This is a genomic window from Achromobacter sp. 1014246743, assembly GCF_059760725.1.
Genome location: NZ_JCBANA010000038.1, coordinates 22,049 through 41,966, shown reverse-complemented (window position 1 = coordinate 41,966; position 19,918 = coordinate 22,049). Strand labels below are relative to the sequence as shown.

Below are 19,918 nucleotides of genomic sequence, written 5' to 3'. Positions count from 1 at the left end.
CGGACTGCTTGATCGTGTGTGAGGTTGAAGATTCCTGTCCGTGACCCTGTTTCTAGCGCGAATGCGCTGACGGAATACTGAGAAATTGCCCGCCTGGCCTACAGGATGGCCATGCGGCTGTTGATGAGGTCGGTGACCAGCATGTGGCCGGGCGCGTGGGTGATGCAGAATTCGGGGCGGACCGCCGCCACGACCGACTGCGGCGTCACGCCGCACGCCCAGAACACGGGCAGTTCGCCCGGCCGCACCTCCACCGGGTCACCATAATCCGGCCGATTGATGTCGGCAATCCCGATCAACGCGGGGTCGCCGATGTGGACCGGCGCGCCGTGCACCGAGGGAAAACGTGAGGTCACCTGGATGGCGCGGATGGCGTCCGCGGCCTTGAGCGGGCGCATCGACACCACCAGCGGCCCGCCAAAGGCGCCGGCCGCGTGGGTCGGGATGCTGGTGCGGTACATGGGCACGTTGCAGCCCTGCTCGATATGGCGCACGGGCAGGCCGTTGTCCAGCATCGCCTCTTCGAACGAGAACGAGCAGCCGATCAGGAACGACACCAGGTCGTCGCGCCAGATGTCGCGCACGTCGGTCGGTTCGGCCACCAGTTCGCCGTCCTGCCAGACGCGGTAGCGCGGGATGTCGGTGCGGATGTCGATGTCGTGGCCCAGTTCGGGCAAGGCCGGATCGCCCGGCTCGGACATGGCCAGCAAGGGACAAGGCTTGGGGTTGCGCTGGCAGAAATGCAGGAAATCGGCGGCCAGCGCGCGGGGCAGGATGGCCAGGTTGGCCTGCACGTGGCCCGGGGCCAGGTTGGCGGTGGGCCCGGTCAGTTTGCCGCTGCGGGCGTCGAGCCGGGCGCGGCGCGCCAGTTCGATGCTGTTGCGGGCCGCCAAATCGAATGCCATGTCTATTCCCCTTGCGCCAGTGTTGGTATGGGGACATTGCACAGGAACTCGGCGCCAGCGTCTAATCACATGTTGCGATAGACCCCGATCAGAATTCCTTATCAGGGTTTTGCCGGATGGCGCAGCGCCTCATCCCGCGCAATCTGCTGGGCGGCTTCGGCCACGGCGCGCGGCACCTGGCTGTCAGGCCCCTGCATCCAGCACGCGGTGTAGTGCAGCGGCGGCAAGGCCGGCGCCTTGACGTCCAGCAGCCGCAACTCGCCCTGCACCAGCTCTTTTTGCAGGATCACCGGCGCGATCACCGCCGTGCCGATGCCGTCCAGCGCCATCCGCACGATCACGCTCAGGGCCGAGCTGCCATACATGCGCGGCGAATCGACGCCAGCCTGCTGCAGCAACTGCCGCACCGCGCGATGCGGGTCGGTGGTGGAGGAATAGGTAATGACCGGCCACTGCGCCAAGCGCTTCAGGCTGATGGGCAGGCGCCCCACTTTCAGCTTGGGGCTGGCGACCCAGCTGAGCGGGTAATTGCACAGGTAGAGGTTTTCGACCCTGGGCTCTTCCATGGGCCCCAGCAGGAACGCCAGGTCGATCTGGCGCGACGCCAGCTGCGTCTTGAGCATGGTGGTGGTGTCCACCTGGATTTCGACCATCAACGCCGGATAGGCGTCGTGCAGGTACTCCATCAGGGTGGGCAGCCAGGTGTGCACGATGGTCTCGGACACCCCCAGGCGCAGCGTGCCGCTCATGACGCTCTTGGCGCGCGCCGCTTCCTGCATGTCGCGCCGCAGCTGCAGCATGCGTTCGGCGTGGGACAGCAGTTCGCGGCCCTTGCCGGTGAGCTTGATGCCGCGCACGTCGCGGTCGAACAGGCGGATGCCCAGGTCGGATTCCAGCGACGCGATGCGCTGGGAAATGGCCGGCTGGGTGGCATTGAGCTTTTCGGCGGCCGCGCGGAATCCGCCCAGCGTGGCCACCCAGAAAAACGTCTCGATGTTGCGCAGATCGATCATGGAGCCAGCTTGCCGCGTATCCCGGCGCGTGTCCAGCCGTCAGCGGGGCCGCAACGGCCCCGCCGCCCGCTCAACGCCCGGCGAGCAGGTCTTCGACCGACTGGCCGATGGCCAGGATGCGGCGGTCGGCGCCATTGCTGCCGGCGATCATCAGGCCCACCGGCGCCGTGCCGTCGGCGTGGCACGGCAGCGACAGCGCGCAGCCATCCAGGAAATTGATCAGGGTGGGATTGCGCAGGATCAGGCCGTTGGCGGCGTAATAGGCTTCGTCCGAAGCGGCCAGGTCAGCCACGGGCGGGGCCACGATGGGCGTGGTCGGCATGATCAGGGCGTCGTAGCCGGCGATGCGGCGGTCCACGGCGGCCACCCAGGCTTCGCGCGCGTCGAGCAGGTCCAGGTAGTCGGCCGCGCTCATGTCCTTGCCGCGCATGATCCGCGAGACCACGCGGGGGTCGTAGCGCTTGCCGGCGCGTTCGATCAGGTCGCGGTGCCAGGCCCAGGCCTCGGCCGCGGTAAAGCCGCCCTTGGCATTGATGCTGGCCAGTTCGGCGAACTCAGGAATGGCGATCTCGTCGACCAGCGCGCCGGCCTCGACCAGGCGGGCCACGGTGCGGGCAAAGGTGTCGGACACGTGCTTGTCCATGGCGTCCAGTGCCAGCGTCTTGGGCACGGCCAGGCGCAGGCCGCGCAGCGGCAGCGCCTCGGGCACCGGGCCGCCCTCGCCCGACAGAATCGCGTCCAGCTCGGCGCAGCAGCGCACGCTGGCGGCGATGGGGCCGATGGAGTCCAGGTTGGCCGACAGCGGCAGCACGCCTTGCATCGACACGCGCCAGGCGCTGGGCTTGAAGCCGGTCAGGCCGCACAGCGCGGCCGGAATGCGCACCGAGCCGCCGGTGTCCGAACCGATGGCGGCCACGGCCATGCCGTCGGCGACCGACACGGCCGCGCCCGACGAAGAGCCGCCGGGAATGCGGCCGGTGTCGCGGTCCCAGGGGTTCAGCGGAGTGCCGTAGTGCGGGTTGATGCCCAGGCCCGAATAGGCGAATTCGGTCATGTTGGTGCGGCCGATGATGACCGCGCCCGCGGCGATCAGGCGTTGGACCACTTCGGCATTGGCGTCGGCCGCGGGTTCGCCTTCGCGCGCCACGGAGCCGGCCATCGTGGTTTCCCCTTCGATGTCGAACAGGTCCTTGATGCTGATCGGCAGGCCTTCCACCGCCGAACGGACGATGCCGGCGGCGCGCAGCGTGTCGGACGCGCGGGCCTGCGCCAGGGCGGCTTCGGCGTACAGGCGGGTGAAGGCGCGCGCGCCCTCGCCCGCCGGGTCGGTGGCGCGGGCCAGCGCGGCCTCGGTCAGTTGCACGGAGGTGGCACGGCCGTCGTTCAGGGCCGCCGTCAGGTCGTTCAGGGTCGCAAGCATAAGGTTCCAGATGCCGCCGGGCGGCGTGAAGAATTCGGTCGGAAAGTCGCGCTGGCGCGCCCCGCCGGGGCGCTCAAAGCCTGTCGGGGCGATCAGGCCACCACGGGCAGGCTTTCGACATGATAACGGTGGCGCAGGCTGCGTTGGCGGCGCGGATCATGCAGTTCCATGGTGAATTCCACCGCTGCGCGGATGCCGCCGATGGCGCCCACCGTGCCGCAGGTCATGCCGGCGCCTTCGGGCAGCATGGCGGCCCCGCCCGTATAGCCGGCGATCAGTTCCTGCGGCGTGCGCAACGAGGCCAGCGGGCCTTCCTGGTACAGCACCTGTACGCCGTTCTCGACGATCCAGGACCGGATGATCAATTCGTCCCAGTAGGCAGCCACGTCGGCCAGGCGCCAGGCCTGGGTGGCCACGGGCTTGACGCACACCTGCTTGGACATGGCCACGCTGACCGTCTCCAGCTTGCGGTCGGTGTGGTCGGACGCGATGCTGACGTACATCTCGCCGCCCGCGGCGAACACGAAGGTCTCGACCTCGCCCGACGAATCGCCGCCCAGCGCCTGCACGCGCTCGCCCTGGGTCAGCTGGTTTTCCGCGATGCGGTAGTACAGCGGCACGCTGCTGGGGCGCGGCACGCCGATGGCGGCCAGTTCTTCGATATGGTGCTCGATCGCAGCCATGTCGCGTCCGGCCCAGCCGGCCACGATCAGGGTGTTGAAATCCACCTCGACCTGGCGGGGGGTGTCGGCTTCGATCTGGAATACGGCTTTCATGACTATCCTGCGAATGGAAAAAAGAAGGGAAACGGGCGCGGCGCCTGGCCGCGCCCCGGGGCAAAGGGGGCCGGCCCTAACCGAACACCCGCGGCAGCCACAAGGCCAGGTCCGGCCAGAACGCCAGCAGCGCCAGCATCACGAACATCGCCAGTACGAACGGCAGGCTGCCGACGATCACGGCGCTCATCGACCCGCTCTTGCGCAGGCTTTGCACCACGAACAGGTTCAGGCCCACCGGCGGCGTGATCAGCGCGGCTTCGACCAGGATGATGATGATGATGCCCAGCCAGATGGGGTCGTATCCCAGTGCGATCATGATGGGTGCCACGATGGGAATGGTCGTGATCATCATGGACAGCGTTTCCATGAAGCAGCCCAGCACCAGGTAGAACACGATCACGATCAGCAGCATCCAGCCCGGCGACAGCCCCAGGCCGGTGATCGACTGGGTCAGTGCGTCGGTCAGGCCGGTGGCGGACATGACGAAGTTCAGGAAGCTGGCGGCCACCACGATCAGCATGATCATCGCGGTGGAACGCATGGTGCCTTCCATGGCCTCGCGCAACATGGTCCAGGTCAGCCGGCGGAACCAGGCGGCCAGGATCAGCGCGCCCAGCACGCCCAGCGCGGCGGCTTCGGTCGGCGTGGCCAGGCCCGCGTAGATCGAGCCCACCACCAGCAGGAAGATGCCCATGGGCGGGGCCAGGTGCACCAGGCTGGCAAAGCGCTCGCCCCAGGTGGCCTGGATCTTCTTGCCGCCCCAGGACGGTTTGGCTACGCAGGCAACGACCACCGTCAGCATGAACAGCGCCGCCATGGCGAAGCCGGGGATGATGCCCGCCAGGTACAGCTTGGGCACCGACGAATTGGTCAGCACCCCGTAGATCACCAGGTTGATCGACGGCGGGATCAGGATGCCCAGCGTGCCCCCGGCCGCCAGGCTGCCCAGGAACAGCGGCTCGTTGTAGCCGTACTTGCGGATCTGCGGGATGGCCACGGTGCCCACGGTCGCGGCCGTGGCCACGCTGGAGCCGGAGGTGGCCGAGAACAGCGTGGACGCGCCGATATTGGCGTGCATCAGGCCGCCCGGCAGCCACGATAGCCACAGGCTCATGGCGCCGTACATCCGTTCGGCGAACCCGGCGCGCAGCAGCACCTCGCCCAGCATGATGAACAGCGGAATGGCGACCAGCAGGAATTCGTTGTTCGTGCTCCACGAGATTTCACCGATGGCGCGCGACAGCGGCAGCATGGAGAACAGCGGGTCCAGGATCAGGCCCAGCACGCCCAGGGCGGCGCCCACGGGAATGGACAGGCCGATCAGCACCAGCAGCAGAGTCAGGGCGGTCGCGATCATGCTGCGGCTCCCTTGACCATGCGTTCACCGGCGGCGGCTTCCTCGTCGGCCTCTTCCTGCGCCGAACGCACGCCGCAGATTTCCTTGACCAGCGCCAGGTCGCCCGTGACCAGCGCGGCCGACGCGCGTGCCAGCATCAGCGCCACGGTCACGCACATCCAGGCCAGCCCCAGCAGCCACAGCCCCTGCGGGATCCACAGCGGCGTCGCCAGCGGCGTGTTGGCCGCCGACTTCTGCGCCCACGAGGTCTGCACCACCTCGAAGGCGTAGTACGTCAGGAACACCATGAAGACCGCCAGGGCCACCATGGACAGCCAGTCCAGCAACGCCGACACGCGTACCGGCAGCATCTGGTAGAGCACGTCCACGCGCACGTTGGCGCGCTGCAGCGTGGCAAAGGCCAGCGCCCACGACGTGCTGATGGCGAAGGCGTAGCTGGACAACTCGTCCGCGCCGCCCGTGTTGAAGCCCAGGAATTTGCGGGCGAGTACGTCAAAGGAAATGAGCAGGACGCTGGCGACGGTCAGCGCCCCGCCCGCCCACACTGCGGCGCGCGAGAAACTCTCGGCACGCCGCAGCAGCCCGCCCAGCAGGCGGAGGTGGTCGGATCGGGTCATGGGCAGAACCTCTTACTTGCTTGCCGTCACGCCCAGCGTCTTGCCGACGGTGGCGTTGAAGTCCTTGACGCATTGCGCCGAGCAGCGGGCGGCCCACTTGGGCAGCACGGCTTCCTGCGTGACCTTCTTGAGCAATGCGCGGTCGGCATCGGACGGCTGCACCAGCACCATCTTGCCCTTGACCGGGAACGGGCAAGCCGCAGCCCCGGTGTTGCAGTCGTAGCCTTCCTGGGTCTGGCGCGCCGCGGCGTCCCAGATGTTGTCGACCAGCGTCTTCACGTTGGCCTGCAGGAACGTGCGGACGTTGGGGTCCAGCTTGTCCCAGGCCTTCTGGTTGACGGCGTGGATCTGCTGGTTCCAGTTGATGGGCAGCGCCACCAGGTGGGTCGACACTTCGTACCACTTGGCCGAATAGCCCGACAGCGAACCGGTGATGGCGCAATCGACCACCTTGTTCTGCAGCGCCGGCACCACTTCGCCAAACGCCATCGTGACGCTGGAGCCGCCCAGCGCCTCGACGAATTCGGCCGTCGTGCGGCTGCTGGTGCGCACCTTCTTGCCCTTGATGTCGGCCAGGCCCTTGATGTCGGCGTTGCAGAACAGCACCTGCGCCGGATAGGTCGAAATGCCCAGCAGCTTGACGTTGCTGCCCTCGCCATACAGGCGGGCATACACCGGTTCGAACGCGTTGGTCACGGCGCGCGCCGTCTGCACGTCGGGCGCCAGCCCAGCCAGGTCGATGGCCTCGTTGATGGGGTTGTCACTGGCGAAGTACGACAGCGTGGCGGTGCCGAACTCGACCACGCCCGTGGACATCAGGCGCAGCAGTTCCGGCCCCTTCAGGCCCATTTCGTTGAAGCCCTTGATGTCCGCCGTCACCTGGCCCTTGGACTGTTCCGGCACGGTCTTGGTCCAGAACGGCTTTTCGTAGTCGTTGTAGGCGGTCAGGTTGGACAGGCCGCCCACGACCTTCAGGTGGGTCTTGGGCAGGTCTTGCGCCAGGGCGGCGCCCGCGAGCAGGCTGGCTGCGACGGCGGCTGAAACAAGTGACTTCTTCATGGACAAAAACTCCTAGCTGGCGGGATGGTCTGCCGCGCGCAGGTCCCCGTTACCCTGTTCGCGCGCGGGTAGGAATCGAAACGTCAGAGGAGTGATGGCTTTCCCCCGCACTGTGTATCCAGGCTTTTTTCTGATCTGCCGCCATTGCAGCGTCAGGGGCGTGCAGCGTCCAATCGTATGTTGCGATGTGGGGGTATAAATATTTCTTGGGTCTCGCCGTCGGCCTCTCGGGCGCATCCCGCAAAGCCAGCATCCATGCGGCTTTGCGGCGCTTTTCAGGTGTCGGGCGCGACTGCGCCGCAGCCGCCTTTGAAGACGGCCGCGCCGCGCCCTTCGGGGAAAACACCTAGGCGGGAATGCTGTCGCCGGCCTGCGCCGCGACCTTCTGCGCCATCTGTGCGATGAGCCTGACCGCGTGGCTGTCCGGGCCTTGCACCCAGGTCGCGGTGAAGCTCAGTTCGGGCAGCGGGTCGGCATCCACCTGCAGGATGCGCAGCTCGCCGCGCGCCAGTTCCTTGCCCAGGAACACCGGCGCGATCACGCTGGTGCCGATACCGTCCTGCGTCATGCGCACCACCATCGACATGGACGCGCTGCCATACATGCGCGGCGACGTGACCCCACCGCGGGTCAGCATGTCGCGCACCACCCGGTAAGGCGCGCTGTTGGACGGGTACGTGATGACAGGCAGCCGGCCGATGCGTTCCAGCGTCAGGGGCTCGGGACCCAGTTCAAGCAGCGGGCTGGCCACCCAGGCCAGCGGATAGGTGCACAACGGCAGGTTCTCGACCCGCGCCTCCAGCACCGGCCCCATCAGGAAGGCCAGGTCGATCTGCCGCGCCATCAGGTGCGAGCGCAGCACATGGGTGGTGTCGACCTCGATTTCCAGCACCAGCGCCGGATAGGTCGTGTGCACCAGTTCGATCAGCGTGGGCAGCCAGGTCTGCACGATGGTCTCGGCCACGCCGATGCGCACCGTGCTGGTCATCACGTTCTGCGCGCGGGCGGCTTCGAACATGTCGCGCCGCACCTGCAGCATGCGCTCGGCGTGCGACAGCAGTTCGTGGCCCTTGCCGGTCAGCTTGACGCCGCGGGCGTCGCGCTCGAACAGCCGTACGCCCAGGTCGGCCTCCAGCGAGGCGATGCGTTGCGATACCGCCGGCTGCGTGGTGTTGAGCTTGTCCGAGGCCGCGCGAAAACTGCCCAGCGTGGCCACCCAGAAAAATGTTTCTATATTGCGTAGTTCGATCATGAGCCTTTTCCCCTGGCGCGATGAGCGTATCATGTCAGCCGCCCCGGGGCCCTGCCCGCGGCCCCATTGCGCACAAGGAGTCTGTCCATGTCCCCGGCCGATACCGGTCGCCCGCGTCGCGGCGCCCCTGCCGCCAGCGGTCCGCTCGTCGGCATCCTGCTGCTGGTGGCGTCGATGTGGACGCTGTCGTGCCTGGATGCCAGCGGCAAATGGGTCATGAACGCCGGGGTGCCGCTGCTGGTGCTGTCGTGGTTCCGCTACGCGGTGCACCTGGTACTGGTGCTGGCGCTGGTGCTGCCCACCCGCGGGCCGGGCATCCTGCGCAGCAAGAAGCCGCGCGAACAGATCTTGCGCGGCGGCTCGATGTTCCTGGCCACGCTGATGTTCTTCACCACGCTCAGCTACATCCCCCAGGCCGAAGCCACCGCCATCAATTTCCTGGCGCCCTTGCTGGTGCTGTCGCTGGCCCCCTGGATCCTGAAAGAGCCCGCCCGCCTGTCGCGCTTCGTGGCGGCCGGCATCGCCTTCATCGGCGTGATCATCGTTATCCGGCCGGGCGGCGGCCTGCATCCGGTGGGCACCATTTTCGGCCTGATCACGGCCTGTTGCTTTGCCGCCCAGTTCATCGCCACGCGGCGGGTGGCGGGCGACGATCCGTTCACCTCGCTGATCTGGAGCGGCGCGGTGGGCACGGGCTGCCTGACGCTGGCCCTGCCTTTCATCCTGCCTCCTGCCCTGCCCGTGCTGCAAGCGCTGACGCCGCTGGACTGGACGCTGCTGATTTCCACCGGCATCACCGGCGGGCTGGGCCACCTGTTCCAGATCGCCGCCTACCGCCGCGCGCCGGCGTCCACGCTGGCCCCCTTCATCTACCTGCAGATCATCAGCGCCACCACGGTGGGCTGGCTGGTCTGGGGCCACTTCCCGGACCCGCTGACCTGGCTGGGCATCGCCATCATCTGCGCCAGCGGCATCGGCATCGGCCTGGTCGAATGGCGCCGGGGCCGCGCCCTGGCGGTGGCCGCCGCCGCCGCCCGCTAGCCCACTCCCGTACAATGCTCGGCGCTTGCCGCCTGCCGGGCGGCCGGCCTTCCCGGCATTTCCAGAACGAGGTCTACATGATCATCAAACCCCGCGTGCGCGGCTTCATCTGCGTGACCACCCATCCCGTTGGCTGCGAAGCCAACGTCAAGAACCAGATCGACTACGTGCGCGCCCAGGGCCCGATTGCCGGGGGGCCCAAGCGCGTGCTGGTGATCGGTGCGTCCACCGGCTACGGTCTGGCGGCCCGCATCAGCGCGGCCTTCGGTTGCGGCGCCCAGACCCTGGGGGTGTTCTTCGAGCGGCCCGGCGACGCCGCCAAGGCCGGCACGCCGGGCTGGTACAACAGCGCCGCTTTCGACAAATTCGCCAGCGCCGAGGGCCTGTACGCCAAGAGCATCAACGGCGACGCGTTTTCCGACGCCATCAAGGCCCGGACCATCGCCGCGATCAAGGCCGACCTGGGCCAGGTCGACCAGGTGATCTACAGCCTGGCCGCGCCGCGCCGCACGCACCCCAAGACCGGCGAGGTCTTCAGCTCGACGCTCAAGCCGATCGGCCACGCGGTCAACCTGCGTGGCCTGGACACCGACAAGGAAGTCATCAAGGAATCGGTGCTGGAACCGGCCACCCAGGCCGAAATCGACGGCACCGTGGCCGTGATGGGCGGCGACGACTGGCAATTGTGGATCGACGCGCTGCTGGACGCCGGCGTGCTGGCCGAAGGCGCCACCACCACGGCATTCACCTACCTCGGTGAAAAGATCACCCACGACATCTACTGGAACGGCTCGATCGGCGCAGCCAAGAAAGACCTGGACCAGAAGGTGCTGGACATCCGCACCAAGCTGGCCGCGCGCGGCGGCGACGCCCGCGTGTCGGTGCTCAAGGCCGTGGTAACGCAGGCCAGCTCGGCGATCCCGATGATGCCGCTGTACCTGTCGCTGCTGTTCAAGGTCATGAAGCAGCAAGGCACGCACGAAGGCTGCATCGAGCAGGTCTATGGCCTGTACCGGGACAGCCTGTGCGGCGACGCGCCGATCCTGGACGCCGAAGGCCGCCTGCGCGCCGACTACAAGGAACTGGACCCGGCCGTGCAGGCCCAGGTGCAGGCCCTGTGGCACCAGGTCACCGACGCCAATCTGTACGAATTGACCGATTTCGCCGGCTACAAGCAGGAATTCCTGCGCCTGTTCGGCTTCGAGATCGACGGCGTGGACTACCAGGCCGACGTCAACCCGGACGTGAAGATCCCCGGCTTGATTTCAGCCTGAACCGCGCCCGCGCGCGCGGCGAGCTGACCGTCGCCGCCCACGCGGTGTCAGCGCCTATTGTTCGGCAAACAGGCGCAGCAGTTGATCCAGCCCGCCCGCGTCGATGGCCACCTTGGCTTGCTGCCGCACCGCGGGCTTGGCGTGATAGGCCACCGACAACCCGGCGGTGCGCAGCATCGGCAGGTCGTTGGCGCCGTCGCCCACCGCTATGGCCTGTTCCGGCCCCACGCCCAGCGCCGCACACACTTCCAGCAGCTTGCGGCGCTTTTCCTCACCGTCGCACAGGTCGCCCCAGGGCTGCGGCAGCAGCCGCCCGGTCAGGCGTCCGTCTTCGATTTCCAGAACGTTGGCGCGCACGTCGTCCAACCCCAGCCGCACCCGCAGCCGGTCGGTGAAGCAGGTGAAGCCGCCCGTCACCAGCAGGCAGAACAGGCCCGCGGCCTTGCACGCGGCGATCAGGGTTTCGACGCCGGGATTGAGCCGCAGGCGCTGTTCGTAGACCTCGTCCAGCCCCGCCTGCGGCATGCCCGCCAGCAGCGCCACGCGCTCGCGCAGGCTCTGCTTGTAGTCGGTGATTTCGCCGCGCATGGCGGCTTCGGTCAAGGCGGCCACCTCGGCCTTCTTGCCCATCAGGTCGGCCATCTCGTCCAGGGTCTCGATGGCGATCAGGGTCGAGTCCATGTCGAACGCAATGACCTTGTAGTCCGACAGCGAAAGCGGCGGCGTGATGCCGCGCCAGTGCGGGCCGGCGGCGTCGGGGAAAGCTTGCATGGAAGTGGGTCCTTGGATCAGTCGGGTCGAGAATGAACGGGGTGCGAAAGGCTATTGCCCAGGCAACGGATGGCCGGCCTCGCGGCCCAGCCAGTCGATGAAATGCCGCGCCGCGGCGGCGGCCGGGCCTTCCTGGCGGTACAGCGCGTGCACGCCGGCATTGGGCAGGCGCGGTTCGAGAAACACGGGACGCAGCCGGTCCGCCTGCAGGTCGTCCTGCAGCAGGCACCACGGCGCCAGCGCAATGCCCAGGTCGTTCATGGCTGCCTGCATGCACAGGAACTGATGGTCGAACACCGGCCCGGGCAATTGCGCCGGCACGTCCACCTTGGCCAGCGCAAACCAGCGCGGCCAGTGATCCATGCCGCCGGCCACCTTCAGGAGCGGATGGCGCAGGCAGTCGGCGGGCGTGGCCAGCCGGTTGCGCTCGATGAAGCGCGGCGACGCCACCGGCACGTGGAAGTCATCCAGGCAATGCACGCACGCCATCTCGGGGTGCGCCAGGTAGCCGTGGCGGATCAGCACGTCGCTGCCCGCGTCGTCGCCGCGGTCCAGGAACGAGCGGCCCTGGGTGCTCAACTGCACGTCCACGCCCGGGTGCAGCACCTGGAACGCCGACAGGCGCGGGATCAGCCATTTCATGGTCAAGGATGGCGTGGCGCTGACGCGCAGCATGCCGCCATAACTGGGCGAACGCAGCTTGGCGGTGGCCGCGGCGATGCGTTCCAGGCTGGCCTGGACCTCGGGAAAATACGCCTGCGCGCAAGGCAGCAAGGTCACGCCGCGCGCCTCGCGCGCGAACAGCGGCTGGCCCACGTAGTCTTCGAGGATGCGGATCTGCTGGCTGACGGCGCTGTGCGTGATGCTCAGCTCGTCGGCCGCCGCGGTGAAGCTGCGCAGGCGCGCCGCGGCCTCGAATACCCGCAAGGCCTTCAGCGGCGGCAGGCTCGGGCCCGCCATCTCAGGCCGCGCCCGCCCGCGCGCCGGGCCGGCGCAAGGCTTTGCTGCTGTTACCCACGTTTTCCCTTGTCGTCTGTCTTTTGCCGGCGCATTGCGATGCGCCTTCGCTATGAGCGGCATTCTAGGGGATTGCGCCGCCGCCGACCTCTTAGAAAATCTAACGACTCGCCTTAAAAAACACTGCTGGTGGCCGGTGAGGGGCCTGCCTATGATGCGGTCAATCACAGGCAGGAACCTCACATGGCATCCATCACGGTAGACGGCATCATCAAGACCTTCGGCGGCCAGCAAGTGCTGCGCAACCTGTCGCTGCACATTCCCGACGGCGCGTTCTACACGCTGCTGGGCCCCAGCGGCTGCGGCAAGACCACCCTGCTGCGCTGCATTGCCGGCTTCTATGCGCCCGATGGCGGCCGCCTGCTGTTCGACCAGGACGACGTCACCCACGTGTCCGCGCACCGCCGCGACATCGGCATGGTGTTCCAGGACTATGCGCTGTTTCCGGACAAGAGCGCGTTCGACAACGTCGCCTACGGCCTGCGCGCCCGCGGCGTGGCCCGTGCCGAGATCACCCGCCGCGCCAACGAGGCGCTGGACAAGGTCGGCCTGCTGGCGTTGGCTGACCGTTACCCGGCCCAGATGAGCGGCGGCCAGCGCCAGCGGGTGGCGCTGGCGCGCGCCCTGGTGATCCGGCCGCGCGTGCTGCTGATGGACGAACCGCTTTCCAACCTGGACGCCAAGATGCGCCTGCAGATGCGCGACGTCATCCTGGACCTGGTGCGCGAGGCCGGCATCACCACGGTGTTCGTCACGCACGACCAGGAAGAGGCGCTGGCCATGTCCGACCGCATCGCCATCATGGACAGCGGCAACATCGCCCAGCTGGGCACGCCTGAAGAACTGTACGGCACCCCCGTGAATGCCTACGTGGCGGACTTCATCGGCTCGGCCAACGTCATTCCCGTGCCGGCTCGCGCGGGCCTTGCGGGCGCCCCGGCTGGCCACGTGCGCTACGAACTGTGCGGACTGGGCTTTGACGGCACCCTGGGCGGCGCCGACCTGGCCGACCGCGCGGTGCTGATCGCCCGCCCCGAGGAACTGGCGCTGATGGCGCCGGCGCCCTACGTGCCCAATACGCTGCCCGGCAAGGTGCTGCGGCGGCAATACCTGGGCTTCAAGACCGCCTACCGCATCGAACTGCAGGACGGCTCGGAGATCCGCGTGGAACTGCACGCGGGCAACATGGTGGCGCAGTTCCAGCCCGGCGAATCGGTGCAGGTGCTGATTCCCGCCGACAGTCGCGTCGTGAACGCCTGAGGACGCCCGCGCCATGAAGATCAAATGGTGGCCCTGGGGCATCCTGACCGCAATCAGCCTGGCGCTGTTGCTGTTTTTCGTGCTGTATCCGCTGGGCGTGCTGTTCGGCAACAGCGTCACCGGCCAGGACGGCGGCTTTTCGCTCGAAGGCTTCAAGGCCCTGCTGGCCGACTCGCAGTACCTGGAGGCCTTCGGCAACACGCTGGTGCTGGGCCTGGCCGTCACCACCTGCACCATCCTGGTGGGCGTGCCGTTCGCGTACATGGTGGCGCGCTACGATTTTCCGCTCAAGAACCTGGTGGCCATCCTGCCGGTGCTGACCATCGTGATTCCGGAGATCATCGTGGGCCAGTCCTGGCTGCTGATCCTGGGCAACAACGGCATCCTGACCAACCTGCTGGGCGACGCGGGCATCTCGCTGCCGTCGTTCTACGGCTGGACCGGCATGGTGTTCTCGATGACGCTGGTGTACTACACCTACATCTACCTGGGCGTACTGGCCGCGCTACGGGGCTTTGACGGCCAGCTGGAAGAAGCCGGCCTGAGCCTGGGCACCCCGCCTTTCATGACCAAGCTGCGGGTGCTGGTACCGGTGCTGCTGCCGGCGGTGCTGGTGAACGCCCTGGTGGTGTTCACGCTGGTGGTGGGCAACTTCGCGCTGGCGATGCTGCTGGGCAGCCGCGTGCCGCTCTTGTCGGTCATGACCTACAACACCTTCGTCAGCGAAATGGGCGGCAGTCCCACGCTGCAAAGCGCCATGTCGGTGGTGTCCATCGCCATCGTGGCCATCGTGCTGTTCATCCAGAAACGCGTGGTCGAACGCAAGGTCTATACCATGACGCAGGGCCGGGCGCCCGCCGCACGCCGGGTGCGCTCGTGGACCGCACTGCTCTACACGGGCGGCGTCGGCCTGGTGATCCTGGTGTCGATGCTGCCGCTCATCATCGTGTTCGTGGCCGCCTTCACCAAGACCAGCGGGCCGGTGATGCAGTGGGGCTCATGGTCGCTGGCCAGCATGCAGCGGGCCTTGCACGGCGCGCCGGAACCCATCCTGAATTCCCTGAAATTCGCCTCGCTGGCCACCGTCACGGGCGTGGCCTTCGCGGTGCTGGTCAGCTACCTGACCATCAAGAAGCGCAGCGCCTTCACGCAGGTGCTGGACTACATCGTCGTGCTGCCGCTGACCATCTCCGGCACGGTGCTGGGCATTGCGCTGGTGCAGACCTTCAACACCGGCTGGCTGGTGCTGGCGGGCACGTCCGGCATCATGGTGCTGTGCTACGCGGTGCGGCGCCTGCCGTTCGCGGTGCGCAACGCCTCGTCGGTGCTGTTCAACATTCCCGATTCCATCGAAGAGGCCTCGATCAGCCTGGGCGTGTCCCCCCTGATGACCTTCTTCAAGGTGATCCTGCCCGCCATGAAGGCCTCGATCATCTCGGCCGCCATCCTCATGTGGCTGACGACGATTTCCGAGCTGTCGGCGTCCATCGTGGCCTACAGCGGCGGCCTGGAAACCATGCCCATCGCCATTTTCCGCCAGGTCGACGGCGGCCGTCTGGGCATGGCCTCGGCCTATGGCGCCGCGCTGGTCACGGTGATCGTGCTGCCCATCATCGTGTCGGTCAAGGCGTTCCGCATCAAGCTGTTCTCCGGCAAATAACCCGCACCCACCAAAGGCGACCCATGCACCTCAAACACTTCCTGCACACCGGCCTGTTGGCCGCCACCCTGGCCTCGGGCGCCCTGCACGCCCAGAACGTGGTCCTGTATTCATCCAACAACACGGAAACCATCGAAACCGCGCTGGAGGCCGTCAAGGCCAAATCGCCCAAGCTGAACGTGCAGCCGGTCACCGGCGGCACGGGCACGATGATGAAGCGCATCGAGGCCGAAGCGCAGAACCCGCGCGGCGACCTGTTCTGGAGCGGTGGCTTCGGCACGCTGGGCGCCTACCGCCAGCACTTGCAGCCCTATCGCTCGCCCGACCTGGACAAGATTCCCGCCGAGTTCCGCGGCCCGGACGACCTGTGGGTGGGCACCAACGTGCACATCATGGTGCTGATGATCAACGAACGCCAGTTGAAGGGCCTGCCGGCCCCGGCCACCTGGTCCGACCTGATGCAGCCGCAATGGAAGGGCAAGTTCGCCATCACCGACCCGTCCAAGAGCGGCACGGCCTACATGCTGGTCTATGGCCTGTACAAGCAGTTCGGCCAGGAAGGCCTGGACAAGATCGCCGCCAACGCCGTGGTCACCGCCTCGTCGGGCACCACCTACAAGGGCGTGGCCGCGGGCGAATACGCGGTGGGCATGACGCTGGAATACGCCGCCCAGGAATACGTGGCCGGCGGTCAGAAGGAAATCAAGCTGGTCTACCCGAGCGAAGGCAGCTACCTGGCGCCCGAAGGCATGTTCATCATCAAGGGCGCCAAGAACCTGGACGCCGCCCGCGCCCTGTACGACGGCCTGCTCAGCAAGGAAGCCCAGGAAGCGCAGCTGGTGAAGAACTTCCGCCGCCCCACCCGCACGGACATCGCGGTGGCCAGCCTGACCACCCTGCCCGACTTCAACAGCATCAAGATATTCCCGGTCAGCCAGGACGCGGCGGCCAAGGAATACGAAGCCGTGGTGACGGCCTGGAACCAGGCGGTGGCCAAGGCCAAGTAAGCGCGGCTATCCGGTGGGCAGACAGGCCATCAGGCCCGCCTGCCGCTGGCCGCGGGCCTCCCTTGCGTGCCCGGCAGGCTGACGCTACTGGACCATGCGCCCGGCCGCCAGCACCAACTGGCGGGCGCAGCGCGCCGCCAGTTGCGGATCATGGGTCACCAGCACCAGGGTGGTGCCGTGCTCCCGGTGCAGGTCGAACATCAGGTCGATCACCGTCACGCCCGTGGCGGCATCCAGGCTGCCGGTGGGTTCGTCCGCGAACAGCAGATCCGGCTGCACCACGAAGGCGCGCGCCAGCGACACGCGCTGCTGCTCGCCGCCCGACAGGGTGCGCGGGTAGTGGTGCAGCCGCGCGCCCAGGCCGACCCGTTCCAGCATGGCCTGCGCGGCCTCGCGGGCCGGCTGGCCGGCCAGTTCCAGCGGCAGCATCACGTTTTCCAGCGCCGTCAGGTTAGGCAAGAGCTGAAACGACTGGAACACAAATCCCACGTGATTGGCGCGCAGGCGCGCCCGGCCGTCTTCATCCAGCGAGAACAGGTCCTGCCCGGCCAGGCGCACGCTGCCCGAGCTGGGAACATCCAGGCCTGCCAACAGTCCCAACAAGGTGGACTTGCCCGAACCGGAGCTACCGGTGATGGCCACGGCGCTGCCTGCCTGCACCGTAAAATCGATGTCTTCCAGGATAGACAGCGTCCCGCCGGCATCGGCTACCCGCTTGCCCAGCCCTTTCACCTCGATCGAATTCTTGCTATCCATGCGCCTATTTCCCCGTCTGCTACTTACGTCCGTTCTTGCCAGCGCCCTGTTGGCGCCCGCCCACGCTCAGACCACCGCCGCGGCGCAGGGTTCCGCGCTGCGCACCGTGCTGGTGGTGGGCGACAGCCTGGCCGCCGAATACGGCATCAAGCGCGGCACCGGCTGGGTGCCGCTGCTGTCCGCCCGGCTTTCCGAACAATACCCGAAGTACAAGGTCGTCAATGCCAGCATCAGTGGCGACACTACCAGCGGCGGCGTCGCGCGCCTGCCCGCGCTGCTGCGCCAGCATGAGCCGGCGGTGGTCGTGCTGGAGCTGGGTTCGAACGACGCCCTGCGCGGGCTGCCGCTGAACATGACCGAACAGAACCTGCGCACCATGGCGCAAACGGCCCGCAAGGCCGATGCCCAGGTGGTCATCGTGGGCATGCAGATTCCGCCCAACTACGGCCGCGACTACACCCAGCGCTTTGCCCAGGTGTTTCCCACGGTCGCCAAAGACGAAAACGCCCGGCTCGTGCCCTTCCTGATGGAAGGCATTGCAACGAACCGGGCGATGTTCCAGGCCGACGGCATCCATCCGAATGAGGATGCGCAAGGCCAATTGCTGGATAACGTGTGGCCGGTATTGCGGCCGCTGCTGCAGTAATACGCAACGGCGGCGCAATCCCGCGGCGCCATCACGGCGCCGCGGCGTGGCGAAAGGCTCAGCCTGCCGCCTGCGGGGATGCGTCGCCCCGGATGACGTCGGCGGCGGCCGGCAGCACCTGCACCTTGTATTCTTCGCGCAGCATGCGCACCAGGGCTTCGTTTTCGGCCTGGCCCCAGGCGCCCGACAGTTGCTGCGCCAGACGTTCCTTGTCGGCGGCATCGACCGTGCCGGCATCGACCTTTTCCAGGCGCACCAGCGTGTAGTCGGCGCCCGACTGCACACCGGTATAGGCCGGCAGCTTGGACGCCGGCAGGCGCATCACGGCGTCCAGCACCGAACGCGGCAGGTTCTTCGGGTCTTGGCGGGACACCACCAGCGGGCCGCCAAAGCCTTCCGGCGTTGCTGCCGGGCTGGCCTGATCGGCCGCCAGCGCGGCTTCGCCAGCCTTCTTGGCGGCTTCGGCCGAACGCTCGTCCAGCAGCTTGGCGCGGATGGAATCGCTGACCTTGTCCAGCGGCGGGATGTGGGCGGGTTCCACCGCGGCCACGCGCACGGCCAGCATGGTATCGGGCGACAGTTCGATCACGCCGGAATTCTGCTTTTCACGCAGCACGTCGGGCGAAAACACCACCTGGCGCACGCGCGGGTTGTCCAGCAGCGCCGCATCCGGGCTGTCGGCGGCGGAACCCGGGCCGGCCTTGTCGGCCGGCAGCAGGCCTTCGCGGGTGACGCCCGAGGCGGTGCGCAGCTTCAGGCCCACCGCGTCGGCGGCCGGTTGCAGGCTGTCGCGCTGGTCGTAGACCTGCTTGTTCAGCTGGCTGGCCATTTCCGAGAAACGGATGGCGGCCAGTTGCTTGCGCACTTCAGCGGTGATCTGGTCCTTGACCTCGGCCAGCGGCTTGACCGCGGCCGGCTGGATCTCGGTGACCTTGACCACGTGAAAGCCTGACGGGCTTTCGACCACGCCGGACACCTGGTCCTTGGTCTGGCCGAACACGGCCTTTTCCAGCGGACCGGACAGCATGCCCGGTGCCAGCCAGCCCAGGTCGCCGCCATTGGCGGCCGAACCGGCGTCCTGCGAATTCTTGCGGGCCAGCTCGGCAAACCTGGCCGGGTCGGCGGCAGCCTGCCTGGCCAGGTCTTCGGCCTTGGCACGGGCGGCCTTGCGCGCATCTTCCGAGGCGCCCGCGGGCACTTCGATCATGATGTGGCTGGCGCGGCGGCGCTCGGGCTGGCCAAAGCGGGACTTGTTCTGCTCGTAGTACGAGGCCAGGTCTTCGTCCTTGACCTGCACGCCCTGCGTGGCGGCGGCTTCGTTCAGCACCAGGTATTGCACCTGCACCTGTTCGGGAACCTGCAGTTGCTGCTTGTTGGCGTCGTACCAGGTCTGGATGTCAGCCGGCGTGACCGTCACTTGCGAGCGGAAATCGGCGGCGGCAAAACGGCGCAGCTGCACCGTGCGTTGCTGCGTCAGCGCGGTTTCCAGCGAGGCGACGACTTCGCCGGGCGCGCGGGCCGACTGGCCGACGGGCTCAAGCACGCGGGCCACGGCCAGATCGCGCCGCAGACCGGCTTCGAACGAGGTGGGCGACATGCCTTGCGCGGCCAGCACCTGGCGATAGCGTTCGGGCGAGAAACGGCCGTTGTCCTGGACTTCCGGGATGGCGGCGATGGTGTTGCGCAGCGTTTCGTCGGACACCGAGAAACGGTTGTCGACGGCCACGTTGGCCAGCAGGCGCTGATTGATCAGCTGGTTCAGCAGGCTTTCGCGCAGTGCCGGCGTATCGATCACTGCGGGGTCGAACTGCGCACCCAGGCGTTGGCGGAATTGCTCCAGCTGGTTGCGGTGCGCCTGGTCGAACTCGGCGCGGGAAATCGGCTGGCCGGCGACGGTGGCCAATTCAGGCTCGCGGCGCATGAAGCTGTCATAGCCTTGAATCCCGACGAGGAAGAAGGAAGGCACAATCAGAAGCAGCAGGATGAACTGCATCCAGCGCCGATGGCTGCGAATAAATTCGAACATGGAATCCCTGTTGCCGCACTCGAGAGGAGACTTCCGCCCGGGCCGCACGAAAACGCAT

Annotated in this window: 18 protein-coding genes; 6 read left to right on the top strand and 12 right to left on the bottom strand. The window is 67.4% G+C overall.

Going from position 1 to position 19,918, the window contains the following annotated elements; genetic code table 11:
* Positions 1–98 precede the first annotated feature (98 nt).
* From AC6LJ2_RS17210 to AC6LJ2_RS17175, 8 genes are all read right to left on the bottom strand, one after another.
* Positions 99–905, bottom strand: a complete 807-nt coding sequence (locus AC6LJ2_RS17210; RefSeq protein WP_263915587.1) for a putative hydro-lyase — start codon at positions 903–905, stop codon at positions 99–101.
* Between the two features lie 101 nt (positions 906–1,006).
* A complete protein-coding gene (locus tag AC6LJ2_RS17205; RefSeq protein WP_263915588.1) occupies positions 1,007–1,918 on the bottom strand; it encodes a LysR family transcriptional regulator in 912 nt (303 codons plus the stop codon).
* Positions 1,919–1,988: 70 nt separating this feature from the next.
* Positions 1,989–3,338, bottom strand: coding sequence for an amidase (locus AC6LJ2_RS17200; protein WP_445656446.1), 1,350 nt, complete (start codon positions 3,336–3,338; stop codon positions 1,989–1,991).
* Between the two features lie 92 nt (positions 3,339–3,430).
* Complete coding sequence (locus AC6LJ2_RS17195) at positions 3,431–4,114, bottom strand: DUF2848 domain-containing protein (protein WP_498151794.1); 684 nt, start codon at positions 4,112–4,114, stop codon at positions 3,431–3,433.
* A gap of 76 nt (positions 4,115–4,190) precedes the next feature.
* Entirely contained in the window at positions 4,191–5,474 is a 1,284-nt protein-coding gene (locus AC6LJ2_RS17190) for a TRAP transporter large permease (protein WP_445656447.1), read from the bottom strand.
* Complete coding sequence (locus tag AC6LJ2_RS17185; protein WP_263915592.1) at positions 5,471–6,091, bottom strand: TRAP transporter small permease subunit; 621 nt, start codon at positions 6,089–6,091, stop codon at positions 5,471–5,473. Before AC6LJ2_RS17185 ends, AC6LJ2_RS17190 begins: the two co-directional genes overlap by 4 nt.
* Before the next feature lie 12 nt (positions 6,092–6,103).
* Positions 6,104–7,150, bottom strand: coding sequence for a TRAP transporter substrate-binding protein (locus AC6LJ2_RS17180; protein ID WP_263915593.1), 1,047 nt, complete (start codon positions 7,148–7,150; stop codon positions 6,104–6,106).
* 346 nt (positions 7,151–7,496) lie between these two features.
* Positions 7,497–8,402 carry a LysR family transcriptional regulator gene (locus tag AC6LJ2_RS17175; protein ID WP_498151793.1) on the bottom strand — a complete coding sequence of 302 codons (906 nt, stop codon included), beginning with the start codon at positions 8,400–8,402 and terminating at the stop codon, positions 7,497–7,499.
* 87 nt (positions 8,403–8,489) lie between these two features.
* Here AC6LJ2_RS17175 and AC6LJ2_RS17170 point away from each other — a divergent pair, with 87 nt between their 5' ends.
* Positions 8,490–9,443, top strand: a complete 954-nt coding sequence (locus AC6LJ2_RS17170; RefSeq protein WP_498151792.1) for a DMT family transporter — start codon at positions 8,490–8,492, stop codon at positions 9,441–9,443.
* Positions 9,444–9,520: 77 nt separating this feature from the next.
* A complete protein-coding gene (fabV, locus tag AC6LJ2_RS17165) occupies positions 9,521–10,717 on the top strand; it encodes an enoyl-ACP reductase FabV (RefSeq protein ID WP_498151791.1) in 1,197 nt (398 codons plus the stop codon).
* A gap of 54 nt (positions 10,718–10,771) precedes the next feature.
* On the opposite strand, the gene serB is transcribed toward fabV, so the two are convergent.
* Together serB and AC6LJ2_RS17155 are read right to left on the bottom strand one after the other, a co-directional pair.
* Complete coding sequence (gene serB, locus AC6LJ2_RS17160; protein WP_498151790.1) at positions 10,772–11,488, bottom strand: phosphoserine phosphatase SerB; 717 nt, start codon at positions 11,486–11,488, stop codon at positions 10,772–10,774.
* 51 nt (positions 11,489–11,539) lie between these two features.
* Positions 11,540–12,448 carry a LysR substrate-binding domain-containing protein gene (locus AC6LJ2_RS17155; protein ID WP_263915598.1) on the bottom strand — a complete coding sequence of 303 codons (909 nt, stop codon included), beginning with the start codon at positions 12,446–12,448 and terminating at the stop codon, positions 11,540–11,542.
* A 240-nt stretch (positions 12,449–12,688) separates the two neighbouring features.
* On the opposite strand from AC6LJ2_RS17155, the gene AC6LJ2_RS17150 reads away from it, so the two are divergent.
* From AC6LJ2_RS17150 to AC6LJ2_RS17140, 3 genes are read left to right on the top strand one after another with little or no spacing between them, the layout of a single operon-like run.
* Entirely contained in the window at positions 12,689–13,765 is a 1,077-nt protein-coding gene (locus AC6LJ2_RS17150) for an ABC transporter ATP-binding protein (RefSeq protein WP_263915599.1), read from the top strand.
* Positions 13,766–13,778: 13 nt separating this feature from the next.
* Positions 13,779–15,425 carry an ABC transporter permease subunit gene (locus AC6LJ2_RS17145; RefSeq protein ID WP_263915600.1) on the top strand — a complete coding sequence of 549 codons (1,647 nt, stop codon included), beginning with the start codon at positions 13,779–13,781 and terminating at the stop codon, positions 15,423–15,425.
* A gap of 23 nt (positions 15,426–15,448) precedes the next feature.
* On the top strand, positions 15,449–16,432 hold the full coding sequence (locus AC6LJ2_RS17140; RefSeq protein WP_498151789.1) for an ABC transporter substrate-binding protein: 984 nt from the start codon (positions 15,449–15,451) through the stop codon (positions 16,430–16,432).
* Positions 16,433–16,516: 84 nt separating this feature from the next.
* Here AC6LJ2_RS17140 and AC6LJ2_RS17135 read toward each other — a convergent pair whose 3' ends face one another.
* Positions 16,517–17,188 carry an ABC transporter ATP-binding protein gene (locus AC6LJ2_RS17135; protein ID WP_492263086.1) on the bottom strand — a complete coding sequence of 224 codons (672 nt, stop codon included), beginning with the start codon at positions 17,186–17,188 and terminating at the stop codon, positions 16,517–16,519.
* Between AC6LJ2_RS17135 and AC6LJ2_RS17130 the strand changes: the two genes are divergently transcribed.
* Positions 17,187–17,834: an arylesterase gene (locus AC6LJ2_RS17130; RefSeq protein WP_445656451.1), complete on the top strand. Its 648-nt coding sequence runs from the start codon at positions 17,187–17,189 to the stop codon at positions 17,832–17,834. The two genes, AC6LJ2_RS17135 and AC6LJ2_RS17130, sit on opposite strands and share 2 nt — an antisense overlap.
* A 58-nt stretch (positions 17,835–17,892) precedes the next feature.
* Here AC6LJ2_RS17130 and AC6LJ2_RS17125 read toward each other — a convergent pair whose 3' ends face one another.
* Entirely contained in the window at positions 17,893–19,860 is a 1,968-nt protein-coding gene (locus AC6LJ2_RS17125) for a SurA N-terminal domain-containing protein (RefSeq protein ID WP_498151788.1), read from the bottom strand.
* Between the last annotated feature and the right edge of the window lie 58 nt (positions 19,861–19,918).

Bases quoted from the DNA above. Each gene is read 5' to 3' on its own strand.
- AC6LJ2_RS17210 (WP_263915587.1), bottom strand. From the start codon at position 905: ATGGCATTCGATTTGGCGGCCCGCAACAGCATCGAACTGGCGCGCCGC.
- AC6LJ2_RS17205 (WP_263915588.1), bottom strand. From the start codon at position 1,918: ATGATCGATCTGCGCAACATCGAGACGTTTTTCTGGGTGGCCACGCTG.
- AC6LJ2_RS17200 (WP_445656446.1), bottom strand. From the start codon at position 3,338: ATGCTTGCGACCCTGAACGACCTGACGGCGGCCCTGAACGACGGCCGT.
- AC6LJ2_RS17195 (WP_498151794.1), bottom strand. From the start codon at position 4,114: ATGAAAGCCGTATTCCAGATCGAAGCCGACACCCCCCGCCAGGTCGAG.
- AC6LJ2_RS17190 (WP_445656447.1), bottom strand. From the start codon at position 5,474: ATGATCGCGACCGCCCTGACTCTGCTGCTGGTGCTGATCGGCCTGTCC.
- AC6LJ2_RS17185 (WP_263915592.1), bottom strand. From the start codon at position 6,091: ATGACCCGATCCGACCACCTCCGCCTGCTGGGCGGGCTGCTGCGGCGT.
- AC6LJ2_RS17180 (WP_263915593.1), bottom strand. From the start codon at position 7,150: ATGAAGAAGTCACTTGTTTCAGCCGCCGTCGCAGCCAGCCTGCTCGCG.
- AC6LJ2_RS17175 (WP_498151793.1), bottom strand. From the start codon at position 8,402: ATGATCGAACTACGCAATATAGAAACATTTTTCTGGGTGGCCACGCTG.
- AC6LJ2_RS17170 (WP_498151792.1), top strand. From the start codon at position 8,490: ATGTCCCCGGCCGATACCGGTCGCCCGCGTCGCGGCGCCCCTGCCGCC.
- fabV (WP_498151791.1), top strand. From the start codon at position 9,521: ATGATCATCAAACCCCGCGTGCGCGGCTTCATCTGCGTGACCACCCAT.
- serB (WP_498151790.1), bottom strand. From the start codon at position 11,488: ATGCAAGCTTTCCCCGACGCCGCCGGCCCGCACTGGCGCGGCATCACG.
- AC6LJ2_RS17155 (WP_263915598.1), bottom strand. From the start codon at position 12,448: ATGGCGGGCCCGAGCCTGCCGCCGCTGAAGGCCTTGCGGGTATTCGAG.
- AC6LJ2_RS17150 (WP_263915599.1), top strand. From the start codon at position 12,689: ATGGCATCCATCACGGTAGACGGCATCATCAAGACCTTCGGCGGCCAG.
- AC6LJ2_RS17145 (WP_263915600.1), top strand. From the start codon at position 13,779: ATGAAGATCAAATGGTGGCCCTGGGGCATCCTGACCGCAATCAGCCTG.
- AC6LJ2_RS17140 (WP_498151789.1), top strand. From the start codon at position 15,449: ATGCACCTCAAACACTTCCTGCACACCGGCCTGTTGGCCGCCACCCTG.
- AC6LJ2_RS17130 (WP_445656451.1), top strand. From the start codon at position 17,187: ATGCGCCTATTTCCCCGTCTGCTACTTACGTCCGTTCTTGCCAGCGCC.
- AC6LJ2_RS17135 (WP_492263086.1), bottom strand. From the start codon at position 17,188: ATGGATAGCAAGAATTCGATCGAGGTGAAAGGGCTGGGCAAGCGGGTA.
- AC6LJ2_RS17125 (WP_498151788.1), bottom strand. From the start codon at position 19,860: ATGTTCGAATTTATTCGCAGCCATCGGCGCTGGATGCAGTTCATCCTG.